Origin of the sequence: Metabacillus rhizosphaerae, from assembly GCF_037201795.1 — a bacterium.
Lineage (GTDB): Bacteria > Bacillota > Bacilli > Bacillales > Bacillaceae > Metabacillus > Metabacillus rhizosphaerae.
On the sequence record NZ_CP147403.1, the window covers coordinates 2269446 to 2288241 of the forward strand.

Sequence of the window (18796 nt, forward strand, 5' to 3'; positions counted from 1 at the left end):
AATGTTAAATAAATGCGTGAGATTGCAAAAATAGCTAGAAAAACTCGGCATGGTCGTTAATGAAGCAGGTTTTCCTGCTTCATTAAAAAGTGATTTATTAGCAGTTTAAGAAATCGTAAAGAAGTCAAAAACAGCTCAGTAATCGGGCTAGCTCCTTGGAAGCAAGTCTACTAAATTAAATCACTAGAAGGGGGATAGAACATGAAAAAAACAATTGCATTATTACCGGGTGATGGAATTGGTAAAGAAGTTGTTGATGTAACAGTTGATATCTTAAAAGCTATTGCAGAACATTTTCATCATCAATTTCAATTTAACTATGGACTTATCGGTGGAGACGCAATCGATCAAAAAGGCACTCCCCTACCAGAAGAAACTATTGCTATCTGTAAGGATTCCGATGCAATTATTTTAGGTGCTGTTGGTGGACCGAAATGGGACCAGAATCCTATGGAACTTAGACCAGAACGTGGACTATTAGCATTAAGGAAAGAACTTGATTTATTTGCAAATCTACGACCAATTAAAACATTTGAAAGTTTGTTAGACTCTTCCCCTTTAAAGAAAGAGTATGTTGATGGAGTAGATTTTGTAATCGTTCGAGAGCTAACAGGCGGATTATATTTCGGCAAGCCAAGTGAACGAATTGTTCATGAAGGTGAGGATGCTGTAGTAGATACTTTACTTTACAAGCGTTATGAAATCGAACGAATCCTTGTTTCAGCATTTGAAATTGCCTCTAAGCGTCGCAAACATGTCACATCTGTTGATAAAGCGAATGTATTAGAATCAAGCCGAGTGTGGAGAGAAGTGGCAGAAGAGGTAGCTGCAAGATATCCAGATGTTACCCTCGAGCATATGCTTGTTGATAATGCAGCAATGCAGCTTATCCGCTCACCTAAACAGTTCGATGTTATTGTTACAGAGAATATGTTTGGTGACATATTAAGTGACGAAGCATCGATGATTACTGGTTCACTAGGATTGCTGTCTTCTGCAAGCTTATCTTCTAGTGGATTGCATTTATTTGAGCCAGTACACGGTTCTGCTCCAGACATTGCTGGGAAAAACATTGCGAATCCGATTGCAACTATTCTTTCTGCAGCAATGATGCTACGCCAATCATTTGGTTTAGAAGAAGAAGCAAAGGCAATTGAAAAGGCTGTTGATAATGTATTGAATGCTGGTAACAGAACAGCTGACCTTGCTGAAGATGGAAAGGCTGTTTCCACAAAGCAAATAGGTGAAGAGATTAAAAATGCACTTGGAGATGACCATGCAATCTTAAATATTATGGAAGCTTATTCATAAATCGTAATATTAAAAGATTGATCTTCAAGCCTGTGCTAACAATAGACCAATATACTATGTTATCTACTTGATAATTAACGATACCTGAGTTTGAGGGGTCTGACACGTGCATTTGTCAGCCCCTCATTTTTCCATCTATAAAAGGAGGTTTATGACCATGAAGCCTAGAACGATAATTGAAAAGATATATGATGAGCATATTGTTCAGCAAGAACAAGGTAAGCCTGATCTAATTTATATTGATTTACACTTAATACATGAAGTTACATCACCACAGGCATTTGAAGGTTTGCGTGAAAAAAATCGTAAAGTAAGAAGACCAGACAGAACATTTGCTACGATGGATCATAACATCCCAACGGTAAACCGCTTTGTGATTAATGATGAGGTTGCAAAACTTCAAATTGGAGCATTAGAACGTAACTGTAAAGAATTTGGAATTCGTTTAGCTGACCTTGAAAGTGAAGATCAAGGAATAGTCCATGTTATTGGACCTGAATTAGGCTTAACACTTCCAGGGAAAACAATTGTATGTGGTGATAGTCATACATCAACACATGGAGCTTTTGGAGCGATTGCCTTTGGAATTGGTACTAGTGAAGTAGAACATGTCTTAGCAACACAGACATTATGGAGACAACGTCCAAAAACGTTAAACATACATGTTCCAGGAAAACTTCAAAATGGGGTTACTGCTAAGGATGTCATTTTAGCTGTAATTGGAAAATACGGAGTTCGTTTTGGTACAGGTTTTATTATTGAGTTTACAGGTGAGGTTATTGAGAGCTTATCAATGGATGAGCGAATGACAATCTGTAATATGTCGATTGAAGCTGGAGCAAGGGCAGGTCTTATCGCACCGGATGAAACAACTTTCTCTTATATTAAAGGAAGGAAATATGCACCAACAGGTGAAGAGTTCGATAAGGCAGTAGAATATTGGAAAACGTTAAAAACTGATGAAGGCGCAGAATATGATGAAGTCATTACGTTACAAGGTGAAGACATTGCTCCAATGGTAACTTGGGGAACAAACCCTGGAATGGCAGTTGGTGTTGACGAAAAGACACCTGATCTAAACGGTTTTCAAAATTCAGAAGAAGTAGATGAAGCAAAACGTGCATTTGATTATATGGGATTACAACCAAATATGAAGATTGAGGATATTACAATTGATCATGTCTTTATTGGGTCTTGTACAAATTCACGTTTGACAGATTTACGCCAAGCAGCTGAAGTTATTAAAGGACTAAAAGGGCAAAAGGTTGCTCCTACCGTTAGAGCAATCGTTGTACCTGGATCTCAAACAGTTAAAAAGGTAGCAGAAGCGGAAGGCTTAGATGTCATTTTTAAAGAAGCTGGCTTTGAATGGAGAGAGTCTGGCTGTAGTATGTGTTTAAGCATGAATAATGATGTTGTTCCAGAAGGAGAACGTTGTGCTTCGACCTCAAATCGAAACTTTGAAGGTAGACAGGGTAAAGGTGCGAGAACACATCTAGTAAGCCCTGCTATGGCAGCAGCTGCAGCATTACACGGTAAATTTGTTGATGTTCGACACATTCAGAAGGAGAAAATTCACGCATAATAGGAGGGGCAAAATGAAACCTTTTACTACCCATACTGGGAAAATAGCAGTTTTAAATAGAGCAAATGTTGACACAGATCAAATTATTCCAAAGCAATTCCTTAAAAGAATCGAAAAAACAGGCTATGGTCGATTTGCCTTTTTCGATTGGAGATACCTTCCTGATGGATCTGATAATCCAGAATTTGAATTAAATCAAGAGAAAAGTAAGGGAGCCTCTATTTTACTAGCTGGAGAAAATTTCGGTTGTGGATCTTCTCGTGAGCATGCTCCTTGGGCTCTGTCAGATTACGGATTTCAAGTTATTTTAGCACCTTCCTATGCAGATATTTTCCATCAGAACTGTCTAAAAAATGGCTTGTTGCCAATTACTTTAGATCAATCTGTTTTAGATGTGATCCGAGAAAAGGCAAATGCTGAAGGATACGAACTAAAAATAGACTTAGAAGAGCAAAAGCTTACGGATAGTGATAATCTTTCAGAATCATTTGCTGTTGATCCATACTGGAAAGACATGCTGTTATATGGGAAAGACGAAATTGACTTAACACTAAACTACAACGAAAAAATTCAAAAATTTGAAGAAAGTAGAGCTGCATTTCTATAATGCCAGCTCTTTTTTTGTTCAAAGCTACTTTTTAATTAGGTACCGCTTGTTTTCCAAGAGTTGGATTGATAAACTTGTAAGCAAAGATTCGCTGCTGGAGTTGACCACCATATGAATGAGAAAAAACGTTCAAAGATCATTCCCTTCCCTAATTTGAAAGAACGATACATAGATAAGGGAATGGCCTTATTAAAAGAGAAAAAGTACCATGAGGCACTTGATATGTTTTCTGAAGCTAAAAATTTAAATGAAGATAAGGCGGAGCTCTATTTAGGTATGGCAATTTGCTTTATGGAGCTTGGAGAATTAAAAGAAGCGAAAGAAATTTGTAAGAAAATGCTCCTGGAAGATATTGGTCACTACTTTACGGTGTTACAAATTTATTTAACGATTTTAATTCAGCTTCGAGAATATCACGAAGTTCAAACTACAATCGAAGCTGTGTTAGAAGAGAATCATCTTCCTGCAGAAAGTGCGGAGCATTTTTATAAATTATTAGAATTTAGTCGGAAAATGACTCAAAATGATGAGGATATTTTTGAAGATGATAATGATGCGGGTTCGACATATATTGAAGACATTCTTGAAAACACAAACAAGCAAATGGCTTATATCCAATCATTACAAGATCGAAATTTAAGTAAGCATTACTCATCGTTAAAGGTCCTATTAGAAAATCCAAATAGTCATCCGATGATTAAATCTATGATTTTACATCTAATGATAGAGAACGAAGTTGAAAAGGAAGTGACGGTGTACAAATTTGGCGAATCCGTCACGGTCATCCCTGCAAAGCTCAACGATATTGCCGATTTACCATTTACGAAGAAAGTCCTAAATATATTAGATGACACGTTAGGGCAAGAAAATCCCACTCTTTTTGAGGCGGTAAAAGAGCTATGGATTAGACATTTATATGTTCTTTTCCCACTTCTTCCTCAACCGACAGATGGTAATTTATGGGCTGCTGCTCTTCATATAGTTGGATATGAGATGCATGGAATAGTATTAGATCCTGAGGAAGTTCAGCAAATGTACGGGCTGTCTATATCGACATTACAAGAAGTATGTAAAAAAATATATCAAATAGAAGAAATTTCTTATATGCAAATATGAGGCTATATGTTGAAAGGAATGTTTTCTATGTTATAATAAAATGGTTGCAAAATAGTGATCATCGTATATAAGGTCTTTTAAGTGTGGGCAAAAATGGGCCTTCTATTTTATCTCGTTCCAACCTGTCGTATAGGCGGTTGACAATAGGAACTATGGTAGTGAAACGAACATCGATGGGGATGAGGAGAATCTCACGTCTGGATGTTTCAATTATGCGAAATCCTTAAGCATGGTTAGTATTCGGTTATTTTTACCGTACATAAAACAGGTATATCATAGTGTTTGATTGTTTAAACTGGACAAGCAACCACCATTTACCTATCACTTATTCGCACAATCATTATAGATTTTTGGAGGGAACAACACATGTCAGTAAAATGGGAAAAATTAGAGGGGAACGATGGCGTTCTTACGGTTGAAGTTTCTGCAGAGGACTTCACAAAAGCACTTGATGAAGCATTTAAAAAGGTAGTTAAGCAGGTTTCTATTCCTGGATTCCGTAAAGGTAAAATTCCACGTGGTATGTTTGAACAACGCTTTGGTGTAGAATCTCTATATCAAGATGCATTAGATATTATCTTACCGACAGCATATCCTAATGCAGTTGATGAAGCTGGAATTGAACCAGTGGATCGTCCTGAAATTGATGTTGAACAAGTTGAAAAAGGAAAAAGCTTAATTTTCACTGCAAAGGTTACAGTTAAACCAGAAGTGAAATTAGGTGAATATAAAGGTCTAGAAGTTGAAAAATTAGACGACACTGTAACAGATGAAGATGTGGAGAATGAATTAAAACAACTTCAAGAACGTCAAGCAGAATTAGCTGTTAAAGAAGAAGGCGCGATTGAAAACGGTGATACTGCAGTTCTTGACTTTGATGGCTATGTTGATGGAGAAGCTTTTGAAGGTGGGGCAGCTGAAAACTACTCATTAGAAATTGGTTCAGGTTCATTCATCCCTGGCTTTGAAGAACAGCTTATCGGTTTAGAAGCTGGAGCTGAGAAGGATGTCGAAGTAACATTCCCTGAAGAATATCACGCTGAAAATCTTGCAGGAAAGCAAGCTGTTTTCAAAGTGAAGATTCATGAAATTAAAGCGAAAGAGCTTCCAGCTTTAGATGATGAATTTGCTAAAGATGTTAACGAGGAAGTTGAAACACTTGAAGAACTTAGAGCTCAAACAAGAACTCGTCTTGAAGAAGCTAAAAAGACTGAAGCTGAAAATCAACTAAGAGATACTCTAGTTGAGAAAGCTGCTGAAAGTGTAGAAGTTGATATTCCAGATGCATTAATTGAAAACGAAATTTCACGCATGATGCAAGAGTTTGAGCAACGTCTTCAAATGCAAGGTATGAACCTTGACTTATACTTCCAATTCTCAGGTCAAGATGAAGAAGCATTAAAAGCTCAAATGAAAGTTGATGCAGAGAAACGTGTAAAATACAACTTAACACTTGAAGCAATTGTTAAAGCGGAAAACATTGAAGTTTCTGATGAGGATGTTGAAGCGGAATTATCTAAAATGGCTGAAATGTACAATATGCCAATTGAAAATATCAAACAAGCATTAGGTGGATCAGCTGAAGGTCTTAAAGAAGATTTAAAAGTTCGTAAAGCGATCGATTTTCTTGTAGAAAATAGTAAAGTTGTTGCATAATAATAATTAAAGAACAAGGCGCGAGTGGATCGTGCCTTGTTTTGTACAATTATGTTTTATTTATATTCCTTTGGGAATGATATAAGAAAGCCAATACATACATACACATGAAGTAATAACATAAGTAATAATTCGAAAAGGCTTAACATGCTAAAAAATAGGGAAATGGAAATAAAGTACAATGAAAACTTTTTTCTATTTTTTCAACTTTGTAACCTTTTACAAAGTTGAAGTAGTATCATTACCTGTCTTCGCGTTACTTATGGTAAAATGCAATACATACCTGTTTTAAAATTAGTTTCTTTACATATATGTAAAGAAAAGCATCCACCTACTATTCCCTGACATGGTTGGGAAAGATAGACATTAAATTAGGGTTGGGTAGAATTATTAAAGAATGAGATAAAGATACAAGGGGTGAAACAATGTTTAAATTTAACGACGAAAAAGGACAATTGAAATGTTCATTTTGTGGTAAAACCCAAGATCAGGTTCGTAAGTTAGTAGCTGGACCTGGAGTATACATATGTGATGAGTGTATTGAGCTTTGCACAGAAATCGTTGAAGAAGAGCTAGGCACTGAAGAAGAAGTTGAATTTAAAGATGTTCCAAAACCGAAAGAAATTGATGAAATTCTAGATGAGTATGTTATTGGTCAAGACCAAGCTAAGAAATCTTTAGCAGTTGCCGTATATAATCATTATAAACGAATTAATTCTAATAGTAAGATTGATGATGTTGAGCTTTCCAAAAGTAACATTGCAATGATCGGTCCTACTGGAAGTGGTAAAACATTGCTTGCTCAAACATTAGCACGTATATTAAATGTTCCTTTTGCAATCGCTGATGCAACATCATTAACAGAAGCAGGTTATGTAGGTGAAGATGTTGAAAACATTTTGTTAAAACTAATTCAAGCCGCTGACTATGATGTTGAAAAAGCAGAAAAGGGTATTATTTATATCGATGAAATCGATAAGGTTGCTCGTAAATCTGAGAATCCTTCCATTACACGTGATGTATCAGGAGAAGGTGTTCAGCAAGCATTGCTTAAAATTCTTGAGGGTACGGTAGCTAGTGTTCCTCCACAAGGTGGTAGAAAGCATCCACACCAAGAATTTATTCAAATTGATACAACCAACATTCTGTTCATTTGTGGTGGAGCGTTTGATGGCATTGAACAAATTATTAAACGCCGTCTTGGCAAAAAAGTTATTGGTTTTGGATCAGACAACAAAAATGCAGACCTAGATAAAAAAGCTCTTCTTTCACAAGTATTGCCAGAAGATTTATTGAAATTTGGTTTAATACCTGAATTTATTGGTCGTTTACCTGTAATTGCGAGCTTAGAGCCACTTGATGAAGATGCATTAGTTGAAATCCTAACGAAACCAAAAAATGCTCTAGTAAAACAATATCAAAAAATGCTTGATCTAGATGGAGTTGAACTTGAGTTTGAAGAGGGAGCACTGATGGAGATTGCTAAAAAAGCAATTGAAAGAAAAACTGGTGCCCGCGGTCTGCGTTCAATTATCGAGGGTATTATGCTTGATATGATGTTTGACCTACCTTCTAGAGACGATATTACGAAAACAATTATAACTGCTGAGACTGTTACAGGAAATATCTCGCCAAAGCTTGTCCTAAATGATGGGACAGTTATACAAGATGATAAAAAAACATCTGCTTAAGTTAGCAATTGTTTAACGTTAGATAGGAAGCTGATATATATCAGCTTCCTTTTTCGTGTATTCAAAAATAGAAAAAGTAATTCTTTCTTTGATAAAAGCTCTTTTCTAAGAGATTGTTGCTTTTAAAACAAGGCTCTTTTCTAAAAGATTGTTGTTTTTGAATAAAACTGATTAGGGTGATTGGTGCGGAAAGCAAGCATCCTGGAGCGCCAATCAACCAACCCCATACTATTTTAAAAGCAACAAAGTTTGCGAAAACAGCCTAAAACAAAAACTAATTCAGGTTGATTGGAACGGATTGCGAGACTCCTACGGGAGCAGCGGGACAGGTGAGACCCCGCAGGGCGTTTACGCCGAGGAAGCTCACTTCCCGCTCCGCGGAAAGCGAGCAACTCTCTGGAATCAACCACACCGCAGTTCTTGGTAAATAGCACCAAGTTTGCGAAAACAGCATTGATAAAAAGACTCTCTTTCCCTACATATTCGACTGCCTGATAACATCAGTTCGTTATTCCTTTAATTTAGAAGAGATTGTATTATGCTATAGATGTTTTAAAAGAAAAACATGTTTATTCCAGTAGAACCTCGGAGATACTAGCTATAAATAACCGCTTCATACTAAAAGTACCTACAAATATTTTGCCTAAGCTAAAAGGCAAGCTGAAGCTTGTCTTTTGTCAGCTTTAAGTGAAAAGGGAATCCATATTACATAATAGGCACTTTCATTTTCTTTATGGTTTACTTTGTTTAATGACTGATCTACTAAGTAGACATAGGACAAGATAAAAAAATAATCTACAAGGCCGGAGATTATACACTCTAAGAATGATCTAAGTGACTCCGTCTATATATCAACTTGTAGCGGTAAACAAGAGACTTTAGCAGGAGGGACTACAATGAGTTGGACAAGTATCGCTTTGTTTATTCAGTTGTTTTTTGGGATTATTATCGGGATGTATTTCTGGAATTTATTAAAAAACCAAAGAACTCAAAAAATCTCGATTGACCGTGAATCTAAAAAAGAAATGGAACAATTACGGAAGATGAGAGCGATTCGTTTAACAGAACCTTTAGCTGAAAAAGTAAGACCACAAAGTTTTCAGGATATAGTTGGACAAGAGGATGGAATTCGTTCATTACGTGCAGCCCTTTGTGGTTCAAATCCACAGCATGTGATTATTTATGGACCACCAGGAGTTGGGAAAACGGCTGCAGCAAGGCTTGTGTTAGAGGAAGCGAGAAGAAATGTGAGAACACCCTTCAAAGAAAATGCTGTCTTTGTTGAATTGGATGCAACAACAGCTAGATTTGATGAAAGAGGAATTGCTGATCCTTTAATTGGCTCCGTACATGATCCAATTTATCAAGGTGCAGGTGCAATGGGGCAAGCAGGTATTCCGCAGCCAAAGCAAGGTGCTGTAACAAATGCACATGGTGGAGTCTTATTTATTGATGAAATTGGCGAATTGCACCCAATCCAAATGAATAAGCTGTTAAAAGTGTTGGAAGATCGAAAAGTTTTTTTAGAAAGTGCGTATTATAATGAAGAAAACACACAAATCCCAACACATATCCATGACATTTTTAAAAATGGTTTGCCGGCTGATTTTCGTTTAATTGGTGCAACGACTAGAACACCAAATGAAATTCCACCTGCAATTCGATCAAGATGTCTTGAGGTATTCTTTAGAGATCTTGAGCAAGATGAGCTTTCAATTGTCGCGAAAAAGGCAGCGAATAAGGTTGATATGATCGTAAGTGATGAAGGAATAGATATGCTAACTTCATATGTCCGTAATGGCCGTGAAGTGGTTAATTTAATGCAAATTGCTACAGGTATGGCAATGTCTGAGGACCGAAATGAAATTACTGTAGAGGACATTAAGTGGGTTATCCATTCAAGCCAATTAACACCTAGACATGAGAAGAAGATTAATAAAAAGGCGAAGATAGGTTTAGTAAATGGATTAGCTGTCTATGGCCCAAATACAGGTGCACTTTTAGAAATTGAAGTAACAGTAATCCCGGCTGAGAAAGATAAAGGTACCATTAATATTACTGGTATTGTCGAGGAAGAAAGTATTGGTGACCGTTCAAAATCGATTAGAAGAAAAAGTATGGCAAAAGGATCAATTGAAAATGTTATAACTGTACTTCGTTCAATGGGGATTAAAGCGGGAGATTATGATATTCATGTGAACTTCCCAGGTGGTACACCGATAGATGGTCCATCCGCAGGTATTGCTATGGCAACTGGAATCTTTTCTGCTATTCATAAAATTGCTATTGATAATAAGGTAGCAATGACAGGTGAAATTAGTATACATGGTAATGTGAAGCCTATTGGTGGAGTCATTCCGAAGATAAAAGCTGCTAAAAAAGCTGGAGCGAAAACGGTAATCATTCCTCAGGAAAATATGGAATCGATCATAAAGGGTATTGATGGAATTGACATTGTCCCTGTTACAAATTTACAAGAAGTATTTGACTTAGCCCTTGTAAACCCACCAACAGAGAAGGCCAATCCTTTGCTTCAAAATAATTTACAAGCATACCCACATCAGGAATCTGTCTAATATAAAATCGGGGTCAGACCCCTATAGAGTTAATTGGCTAATTAATTAGTAAAAACCGGGGTCAGACCCCTATAGAGTTATTTGCTAATTATTTAGTGAAAAACTTTGTAGGGGTCTGACCCCTTTATAAAGCTTTTACTAAGTATTTAGTGACCAGCCATATAGAAGTCAGACCCTTTTATAGAAAATTTCTTTTTCAACTCAAAGTGAATAGGGTATACTACCTAAATGAGAAAAGTGGTTACAAATAGACACTAGTAAAAGAATAGGATAGAATTGTACAAAGAACTAACTATTATGTCATGGAGGTATAAGCGCATGGCGAAATCAAATACACAAATCGTCCCCCTCCTACCGTTACGAGGCTTGCTAGTATATCCAACGATGGTACTACACCTTGATGTAGGGAGAGATAAATCTGTTCAGGCGTTAGAAAAAGCAATGATGGATGATCATATCATCTTTTTAACGACACAAAAAGAGATTGCGATAGATGAGCCAAAAAAGGAAGATATTTACGAAATTGGAACATTAACGAAAATAAAACAAATGTTAAAATTACCGAATGGAACCATTCGAGTACTTGTTGAAGGTTTAGAGCGTGGCGAAATTAAACGCTTTGTTGAAGAAGATGAATATTATTCTGTTGAGGTTTCTATCTATCAGGACCCAGAAGTTAAGAGTGTTGAAGAAGAAGCCTTAATGAGAACTATGTTAGAATATTTTGAGCAATACATAAAGCTTTCAAAAAAGGTATCCGCTGAAACATATGCTACAGTATCAGATATAAATGAGCCTGGAAGAATGGCAGATATTATTGCTTCACATTTACCTCTAAAGTTAAAAGAAAAGCAAGAGGTACTTGAAACACTTGATTTAAGAGAAAGACTAAACAAAGTAATTTCAATAATTCATAATGAGAAGGAAGTTCTACAGCTTGAGAAGAAGATCGGCCAGCGTGTGAAGCGTTCTATGGAACGTACACAAAAAGAATATTATCTTCGTGAGCAAATGAAAGCCATTCAAAAAGAACTTGGTGAAAAAGAAGGTAAGGTTGGTGAAGTATCATCACTAACTGAGCGGATCGAACAAGCAGGTATGCCTGATCATATAAAATCAGTTGCTTTCAAGGAATTAGACCGTTATGAAAAAGTCCCTGCAAGCTCTGCTGAAAGTGCCGTTATCCGAAACTATATTGAATGGCTTCTATCATTACCTTGGACAAATGCAACAGAAGATCGTTTAGATATCAATATAGCAGAAGAAATCCTTAATGAGGATCATTATGGCCTTGAAAAAGTGAAAGAACGTGTATTAGAGTACTTGGCAGTTCAACAACTAACAAATTCTTTAAAAGGACCGATTCTCTGCTTAGCTGGACCTCCAGGTGTTGGAAAAACATCGTTAGCACGTTCAGTCGCAAAGTCGTTAAATCGCCATTTTGTCCGTATTTCACTTGGTGGTGTTAGGGACGAATCTGAAATTCGTGGACATCGCCGTACATATGTAGGCGCCATGCCAGGTAGAATTATTCAGGGAATGAAAAAGGCAGGAACGATAAATCCAGTTATTCTATTAGATGAAATTGATAAAATGTCTAATGATTTTAGAGGGGATCCATCATCAGCATTGCTTGAAGTTTTAGATCCTGAACAAAATCATAGCTTCAGTGATCATTATGTTGAAGAAACCTATGATCTATCAAAGGTAATGTTTATTGCGACAGCAAACAACTTAGCTACAATTCCTGGACCGCTTCGTGATCGTATGGAAATTATTAATATCGCTGGCTATACAGAGCTTGAAAAAGTTCATATTGGGAAGGATCATTTACTACCAAAGCAGCTTAAGGAGCACGGTCTTAAAAAATCTCATTTACAAATTCGAGATGACGCGATCTTAAGCATTATTCGCTATTACACAAGAGAAGCTGGTGTGCGTGGTCTAGAACGTCAGCTAGCTACAGTTTGTCGTAAAGCTGCAAAGCTCATTGTAAAAGAAGAGCGTAAAAAGATTATCATAACTGATAAAAACCTTGAAGACTATCTTGGTAAAAATCGTTTTAGATATGGTCAAGCGGAACTCGAAGACCAAATTGGTGTTGCAACAGGGTTAGCCTATACAACTGTTGGAGGAGATACCTTATCAATTGAAGTATCTGTATCACCAGGAAAAGGTAAGCTTATTCTAACTGGTAAACTAGGCGATGTAATGAAGGAGTCTGCACAAGCTGCGTTTAGTTACATAAGATCACGTGCAGAAGAGCTTGAAATTGACCGAGACTTTCATGAGAAAAATGACATTCATATTCATGTACCTGAGGGTGCTGTTCCAAAGGATGGACCGTCAGCTGGAATAACGATGGCAACAGCGTTAATCTCAGCATTAACAGGAAGACCTGTTAGGAAAGAGGTTGGAATGACAGGGGAAATCACTTTGCGAGGAAGAGTTCTACCAATTGGTGGTTTAAAAGAAAAAACACTAAGTGCCCACCGCGCCGGCTTGACGAAAATAATCGCACCAAGGGATAATGAAAAAGATTTAGATGACATTCCAGAAAGTGTTCGTAATGAGCTTACCTTTGTGCTTGTGTCACATCTAGATGAAGTATTAAAACATGCATTAGCAGAGGAGAAGCAATGAAAGTAACTAGTTCAGAAATCGTAATAAGTGCAGTAAAGCCGGACCAATATCCAGCTGTTGATCTTCCTGAGATTGCATTAGCAGGACGGTCAAATGTTGGGAAATCATCATTTATTAATAAAATGCTTGCGAGAAAAAGCCTTGCAAGAACATCATCAAAACCTGGAAAAACACAAACGTTAAATTTTTATATTATTAATGAAATTTTGCATTTCGTTGATGTACCGGGCTATGGGTATGCAAAGGTAAGTAAGAAAGAGCGTGAAGCATGGGGGAAAATGATTGAAACGTATATAACAACTCGTGAACAGCTTCGGGCTGTTGTACTGTTAATAGACGTTCGTCATCCACCATCAAAAGATGATGTATTAATGTATGGATTTTTAAAGCATTATGAAATCCCGACAATCATTGTCGCTACTAAAGCAGATAAAATTCCAAAAAGCAAATGGCAAAAGCATGTGAAAATCATTAAGGATTCATTAAACATGGAAAAGTCAGACTCATTTGTTTTGTTTTCATCAGAAACAGGTCAAGGTAAAGATGAAGCGTGGAAAATTATCGAAAGTTATACATCATAAATAAAGAGGCTGACTTTTGTTCAGCCTCTTTTTGCGTGGATATAAGTTTGTTATTTTTTTCTTTTGAAAAAAACTAGGAATGCGCCTATTATAATTAATAAAAATGACCAATAGGTTTCAATAAGCTGAACACCATTTTCAACAACTGAGAAAGATTGGATGATCGTTTGAAAAAAATGAAGAAATAATCCAATCAAAAGTAATACTATTCCTTGAGCATAACCAGATTTAGTTTTAATGGCAGTAAGTAGCATTCCCAAGGCTAATATAAAAAGAAATGCAGCTGCATGGTCTGGCCAAGAAGGTAACTTCGGTTGATTGATAAAGTGAATGCCAAGCCCAGCTAAAATGATACCAGGTAGGATAGTCGTATTGTCTTTTTCAAAATGCCCACTAATCAAGTAAGCAGCTCCTAAGAGAATAAGTAAAGCTTGCCAACTATTTTGATTTTCAAATAAATGAATATTTAATTTTTGGATAGAATAAAAAGTGCCAATCCCTAGTAAGATAATGCCAGGTAATAACGATATTTTTTTCATAAGGAACACCTCTAAATAGAATGATATCTGTTTGATAATTTGCTTGAATTACTTATTACGTGAATCCTCTAAAAGTCAGAGGATAAATTATCAATATAATTGACTATGTTAACAAACTGATAACTTGATTAACAGCTTAATATTTGTTATTGTACTGAGTGGAGAGCATGAGGGATCATGTCAAATCGTGTAGATATCATGTCATATTTTCTGACTAATAAATTTACTTTTAATTAACTTAGCAGTACAATTAATGAATCTTAATTTTCTTATTATAATTCATAGCAATATTGATGATAAGATAATAAAAAGTAAGGCTACGTCATAAGACTGTCATAAGACATGATCATAAGTCTAGTTTTTCTAATCATATCATAGGATTCAAATACTGTTCACATTTTATCTGCGTGAATGAAAAATGTGAGTGGTATACTATAACTAAAGAGATCTTTGCATGTGGGGGTGTAAAGGGAAATGCATATACTTGTTGTCGGCTTAAATTATAAAACAGCCCCTGTTGAAATTCGCGAAAGGCTTACTTTCCAACCGAACGAGCTTTCTGATGCGATGAAACAGTTAAAAGACCAAAAAAGCATTTTAGAAAACGTAATTGTATCAACATGTAATCGAACAGAGATTTATGCAGTTGTCGACCAATTGCACACAGGACGTTATTATATTAAAGCGTTTTTAGCGGATTGGTTCGGTATAGATAAAGATGAGATTACACCGTACTTAACGATATTTGAACAAGATGGTGCATTAGAGCACTTATATAAAGTTGCTTGTGGATTAGACTCGATGATACTTGGAGAAACACAAATTCTAGGACAGGTTCGCTCTAGCTTTTTACTTGCACAAGAAAACGACACAATAGGTACGATCTTCAATCAACTATTTAAACAGGTTATAACACTAGCAAAGCGCTCCCATTCTGAAACAGATATAGGTGCTAATGCTGTATCAGTAAGTTATGCTGCAGTAGAATTAGCGAAGAAGATCTTTGGGGACTTAAAAACGAAGCATGTGCTTATTTTAGGTGCCGGAAAAATGGGCGAGCTTGCAGTGCAAAACTTACACGGGAATGGCGTAGGGAAAGTAACTGTTATGAATAGAACGTTGCAAAAAGCTGAAGAGCTAGCTAATCGTTTCAATGGGAAAGCTAAAGGGATCAATGAGCTACAATGTGGATTAGTTGAAGCAGATATTCTAATTAGCTCAACTGGAGCGAAGGATTTTGTAATATCGAAGGAAATGATGTCACAAGTTGAAAAGCTAAGAAAGGGTCGACCATTATTTATGGTCGATATCGCAGTTCCGCGTGATTTAGATCCAAAGCTTGCAGAATTAGATGGTGTATTTTTATATGATATCGATGATTTGCAAGGAATTGTTGAGGCGAACCTACAGGAACGAAAAGTTGCGGCAGAGAAAATTGAGCTAATGATTGAAGCTGAAATTGTTCAATTTAAGCAATGGATTAACACACTTGGTGTTGTACCTGTTATCTCTGCACTTCGTCAAAAAGCGCTAACGATTCAAGCTGAGACAATGCAAAGTATTGAGCGGAAAATGCCTGATTTAACTGATCGTGAGAGAAAGGTACTTAGCAAACATACGAAAAGTATTATTAATCAATTACTCAGAGATCCTATTGTGAAAGTGAAGGAACTTTCAACTGATGCAAATGCTCAGGAGTCATTAGAGTTATTTATGAAAATATTTAACATTGAAGATGCTGTTGAGGAGCAAGTGCAAAAAGAAAGAGCTGAAAAGCAATTAAATCTTTCGAATGGACAAATGTCAGATTTTCGAGCTTCACTGCAATCGTAAGTTTGATGTAGTTATTCCTTTATTATAGTTGGTGGCGTCAGTACGTCATAGGAGTTTTTTGTATGGAGATGAATTTAACTAGAATTAATGAAGTAACCATTATTCTTTATGCATTATGTGTACTTTTATACTTTATAGATTTTCTTAATAATAACCGGAAGGCGAAACAAGCTGCCTTCTGGTTACTTTCTATTGTTTGGCTTTTGCAAACAATTTTTTTATTTGCTCGTATGTTCGAAACGGGAAGATTTCCAGTATTAAATGTGTTCGAAGGATTATATTTTTACACATGGGTATTGGTCACTTTATCTCTAGCATTAAATAAATTTTTACGAGCAGAGTTTATTATCTTTTTTACAAACGTGATAGGCTTCATCATGATGGCATTACATACCTTTGCACCAGCACAATATGAGTCGGCAGCGGTTTCAAGTAAGCTTGTTTCTGAATTGTTATTGATTCATATCACAATGGCAATACTTTCATATGGTGCCTTTTCACTATCGTTCGTGTTTTCAATTTTATATACGATTCAATATAATTTGCTAAAAAAGAAGAAGTGGGGAAAACGTCTTCTGCGCTTAGAAGATTTATCTAAGCTTGATTATATGTCATATGTATTAAATGTCATTGGTGTACCGATGCTGTTATTAAGCCTTATATTAGGAATTATTTGGGCTTACATTAAAGTTGAAAAATTTCATTGGTATGATGCAAAAGTTCTTGGTTCTTTTATGGTGTTAATCACATATAGCGTTTATTTATATATTCGAATTGTGAAAGAATTGCAAGGGAAATCGGTTGCATTATTGAATATTGCCTCCTTTCTTGTGTTATTAATTAATTTTTTCTTATTCGGCAGCTTATCTAGATTCCATTTTTGGGATTCATAAAATCATCAGTAGAATGTAGTAGGAGGATATCATGCGTAAAATTGTTGTAGGTTCAAGACGAAGTAAACTAGCGTTAACACAAACGAACTGGGTGATAAATCAACTAAAATCCTTTGGCTTACCTTTTGAATTCGAGATTAAGGAAATTGTAACAAAAGGTGATCGGATATTAGATGTTACCTTGTCAAAGGTTGGTGGGAAGGGACTTTTCGTTAAGGAAATTGAACAAGCAATGATTGATGGGGAAATTGACATGGCTGTTCATAGTATGAAGGATATGCCAGGAGTACTGCCAGATGGTTTAACAATTGGCTGTATTCCAAAGCGAGAGGATCATCGAGATGTGTTAATTTCGAAGGATCATAAAAAACTTGCAGAGCTACCGAAGGGATCAGTAATCGGTACAAGTAGCTTAAGAAGAAGTGCACAGCTGTTAATCGAGCGACCAGGCCTTGAAATTAAATGGATCAGAGGAAATATAGATACACGTCTTGAAAAACTCAAAACAGAAGAGTATGATGCGATTATTTTAGCTGCAGCAGGGTTATCACGAATGGGCTGGAGCAAGGAAGTTGTTACTGAATTTTTAGAGCCCGAAGTTTGCCTACCTGCTGTAGGACAAGGTGCTTTAGCAATTGAATGTCGTGAAAATGATAATGAATTACTAGACTTATTGGCAAAATTCACAGATAAAGCAACACAATTAGCCGTAAATGCAGAGAGAACCTTTCTTACAAAAATGGAGGGTGGCTGTCAAGTTCCAATTGCAGGATTTGCGACAGTTAACGAAAATCAAGAGATCACATTTACTGGTTTAATCGCTTCACCAGATGGTAAAGAAGTATATAAACAGCAACTTACAGGTAAAGACCCTGTCGTTATCGGTGGAGACGTATCAACAATTTTAACTGAGCAAGGTGCGAAAGTCCTAATTGATCGAGTCAAAGCGGAGCTTGATCAATAATGGCAGCAGGCCTTCCTTTACAAGGCAAGCGAGTATTAATAACAAGGGCACAGGCTCAAGTGCAAGAGTTTATTGACAAAATTGAATCAGCAGGCGGAGTAGCAATTACTGCTCCGCTTTTGGAGATTAGAGCTAATAATGTAAATGAGCAAGTGATAAAGGCAACAATTCAAAATCTCAGGAGCTTTGACTGTATTGTGTTTACAAGTGTAAATGGAGTGACTTTTTTTCAAAGCTATTTAGATAAATGGAATATTTCTTATACAAAGCTAGATCATTTAATTGCTGCATCTGTTGGTAGAAAGACAAGTAAACAAATGGAGCAATTAGGGTTAGCTGTTTCGATAATCCCTGAGGAATATGTCGCAGAAAAACTGACAGAAAGTATAACAAAAAACCTTAAATCTCAATCTAGGGTTTTGGTTATCCGTGGTAACCTTGCACGTCCTGTACTGGTAACTGGGTTAAAACGAAATGGTTATAATGTGACAGACCTTGTTGTCTATGAAACGTTACATAATATGAATGAAGCTGAAAAACTAAGAAAATATGTTCAAAATGATAAACTAGACTATATTACTTTTACTAGTTCTTCAACAGTTGATAGCTTTATGAACGTATTCAAGCAGGATGAGCTCCATGAGAACCTAAAGAAAGTGACCTTTGTTTGTATTGGGCCAATAACTAACGATACATTAAAGGAATACGGGTTTGAAGGCATTATACCTGCTTCGTACACCATTGAAGATATGATAAAGCTCATGATCGAGCTTGAACAGAGATGAGGAGGAGGATTTACAA

General features: G+C 36.4%; 14 protein-coding genes. 13 read left to right on the plus strand and 1 reads right to left on the minus strand.

Annotation, left to right across the window (positions count from 1 at the left end):
• The first annotated feature begins 201 nt into the window (after positions 1–201).
• The 9 genes from leuB to yihA all read left to right on the plus strand — a co-directional run bounded on the left by leuB (position 202) and on the right by yihA (position 13766).
• Complete coding sequence (gene leuB, locus WCV66_RS11015; protein ID WP_185653648.1) at positions 202–1311, plus strand: 3-isopropylmalate dehydrogenase; 1110 nt, start codon at positions 202–204, stop codon at positions 1309–1311.
• A 157-nt stretch (positions 1312–1468) separates the two neighbouring features.
• Positions 1469–2896: a 3-isopropylmalate dehydratase large subunit gene (leuC, locus tag WCV66_RS11020; protein ID WP_066334209.1), complete on the plus strand. Its 1428-nt coding sequence runs from the start codon at positions 1469–1471 to the stop codon at positions 2894–2896.
• 13 nt (positions 2897–2909) lie between these two features.
• The gene (gene leuD, locus WCV66_RS11025; RefSeq protein WP_066334212.1) at positions 2910–3503 is read left to right on the plus strand and encodes a 3-isopropylmalate dehydratase small subunit; all 594 of its coding nucleotides are present in this window, start codon (positions 2910–2912) and stop codon (positions 3501–3503) included.
• Positions 3504–3614: 111 nt separating this feature from the next.
• A complete protein-coding gene (locus WCV66_RS11030; RefSeq protein ID WP_066334213.1) occupies positions 3615–4619 on the plus strand; it encodes a tetratricopeptide repeat protein in 1005 nt (334 codons plus the stop codon).
• Between the two features lie 366 nt (positions 4620–4985).
• Complete coding sequence (gene tig / locus WCV66_RS11035) at positions 4986–6275, plus strand: trigger factor (protein ID WP_338788975.1); 1290 nt, start codon at positions 4986–4988, stop codon at positions 6273–6275.
• Positions 6276–6700: 425 nt separating this feature from the next.
• A complete protein-coding gene (gene clpX / locus WCV66_RS11040; RefSeq protein ID WP_066334217.1) occupies positions 6701–7966 on the plus strand; it encodes an ATP-dependent protease ATP-binding subunit ClpX in 1266 nt (421 codons plus the stop codon).
• Between the two features lie 896 nt (positions 7967–8862).
• Positions 8863–10542 (plus strand): ATP-dependent protease LonB, encoded by a 1680-nt coding sequence (lonB, locus tag WCV66_RS11045; protein ID WP_338788976.1) that lies wholly within the window; start codon positions 8863–8865, stop codon positions 10540–10542.
• A gap of 318 nt (positions 10543–10860) precedes the next feature.
• Positions 10861–13185, plus strand: a complete 2325-nt coding sequence (gene lon / locus WCV66_RS11050) for an endopeptidase La (protein WP_066334225.1) — start codon at positions 10861–10863, stop codon at positions 13183–13185.
• The gene (gene yihA / locus WCV66_RS11055; protein WP_066334228.1) at positions 13182–13766 is read left to right on the plus strand and encodes a ribosome biogenesis GTP-binding protein YihA/YsxC; all 585 of its coding nucleotides are present in this window, start codon (positions 13182–13184) and stop codon (positions 13764–13766) included. The genes lon and yihA overlap by 4 nt, the downstream gene beginning before the upstream one ends.
• A 50-nt stretch (positions 13767–13816) precedes the next feature.
• Here the strand turns inward: yihA and WCV66_RS11060 are convergent, their stop codons facing one another.
• Positions 13817–14305 carry a LiaI-LiaF-like domain-containing protein gene (locus WCV66_RS11060; RefSeq protein ID WP_066334232.1) on the minus strand — a complete coding sequence of 163 codons (489 nt, stop codon included), beginning with the start codon at positions 14303–14305 and terminating at the stop codon, positions 13817–13819.
• A gap of 474 nt (positions 14306–14779) precedes the next feature.
• Between WCV66_RS11060 and hemA the strand changes: the two genes are divergently transcribed.
• From hemA to WCV66_RS11080, 4 genes are all read left to right on the plus strand, one after another.
• Positions 14780–16138, plus strand: a complete 1359-nt coding sequence (gene hemA / locus WCV66_RS11065; RefSeq protein ID WP_066334234.1) for a glutamyl-tRNA reductase — start codon at positions 14780–14782, stop codon at positions 16136–16138.
• Positions 16139–16200: 62 nt separating this feature from the next.
• Positions 16201–17031 carry an inner membrane protein YpjD gene (locus tag WCV66_RS11070; RefSeq protein ID WP_066334238.1) on the plus strand — a complete coding sequence of 277 codons (831 nt, stop codon included), beginning with the start codon at positions 16201–16203 and terminating at the stop codon, positions 17029–17031.
• Positions 17032–17062: 31 nt separating this feature from the next.
• Positions 17063–17995, plus strand: coding sequence for a hydroxymethylbilane synthase (gene hemC / locus WCV66_RS11075; RefSeq protein ID WP_338788980.1), 933 nt, complete (start codon positions 17063–17065; stop codon positions 17993–17995).
• Positions 17995–18780: a uroporphyrinogen-III synthase gene (locus tag WCV66_RS11080; RefSeq protein ID WP_338788981.1), complete on the plus strand. Its 786-nt coding sequence runs from the start codon at positions 17995–17997 to the stop codon at positions 18778–18780. The genes hemC and WCV66_RS11080 overlap by 1 nt, the downstream gene beginning before the upstream one ends.
• The last annotated feature ends 16 nt before the right edge of the window (positions 18781–18796 follow it).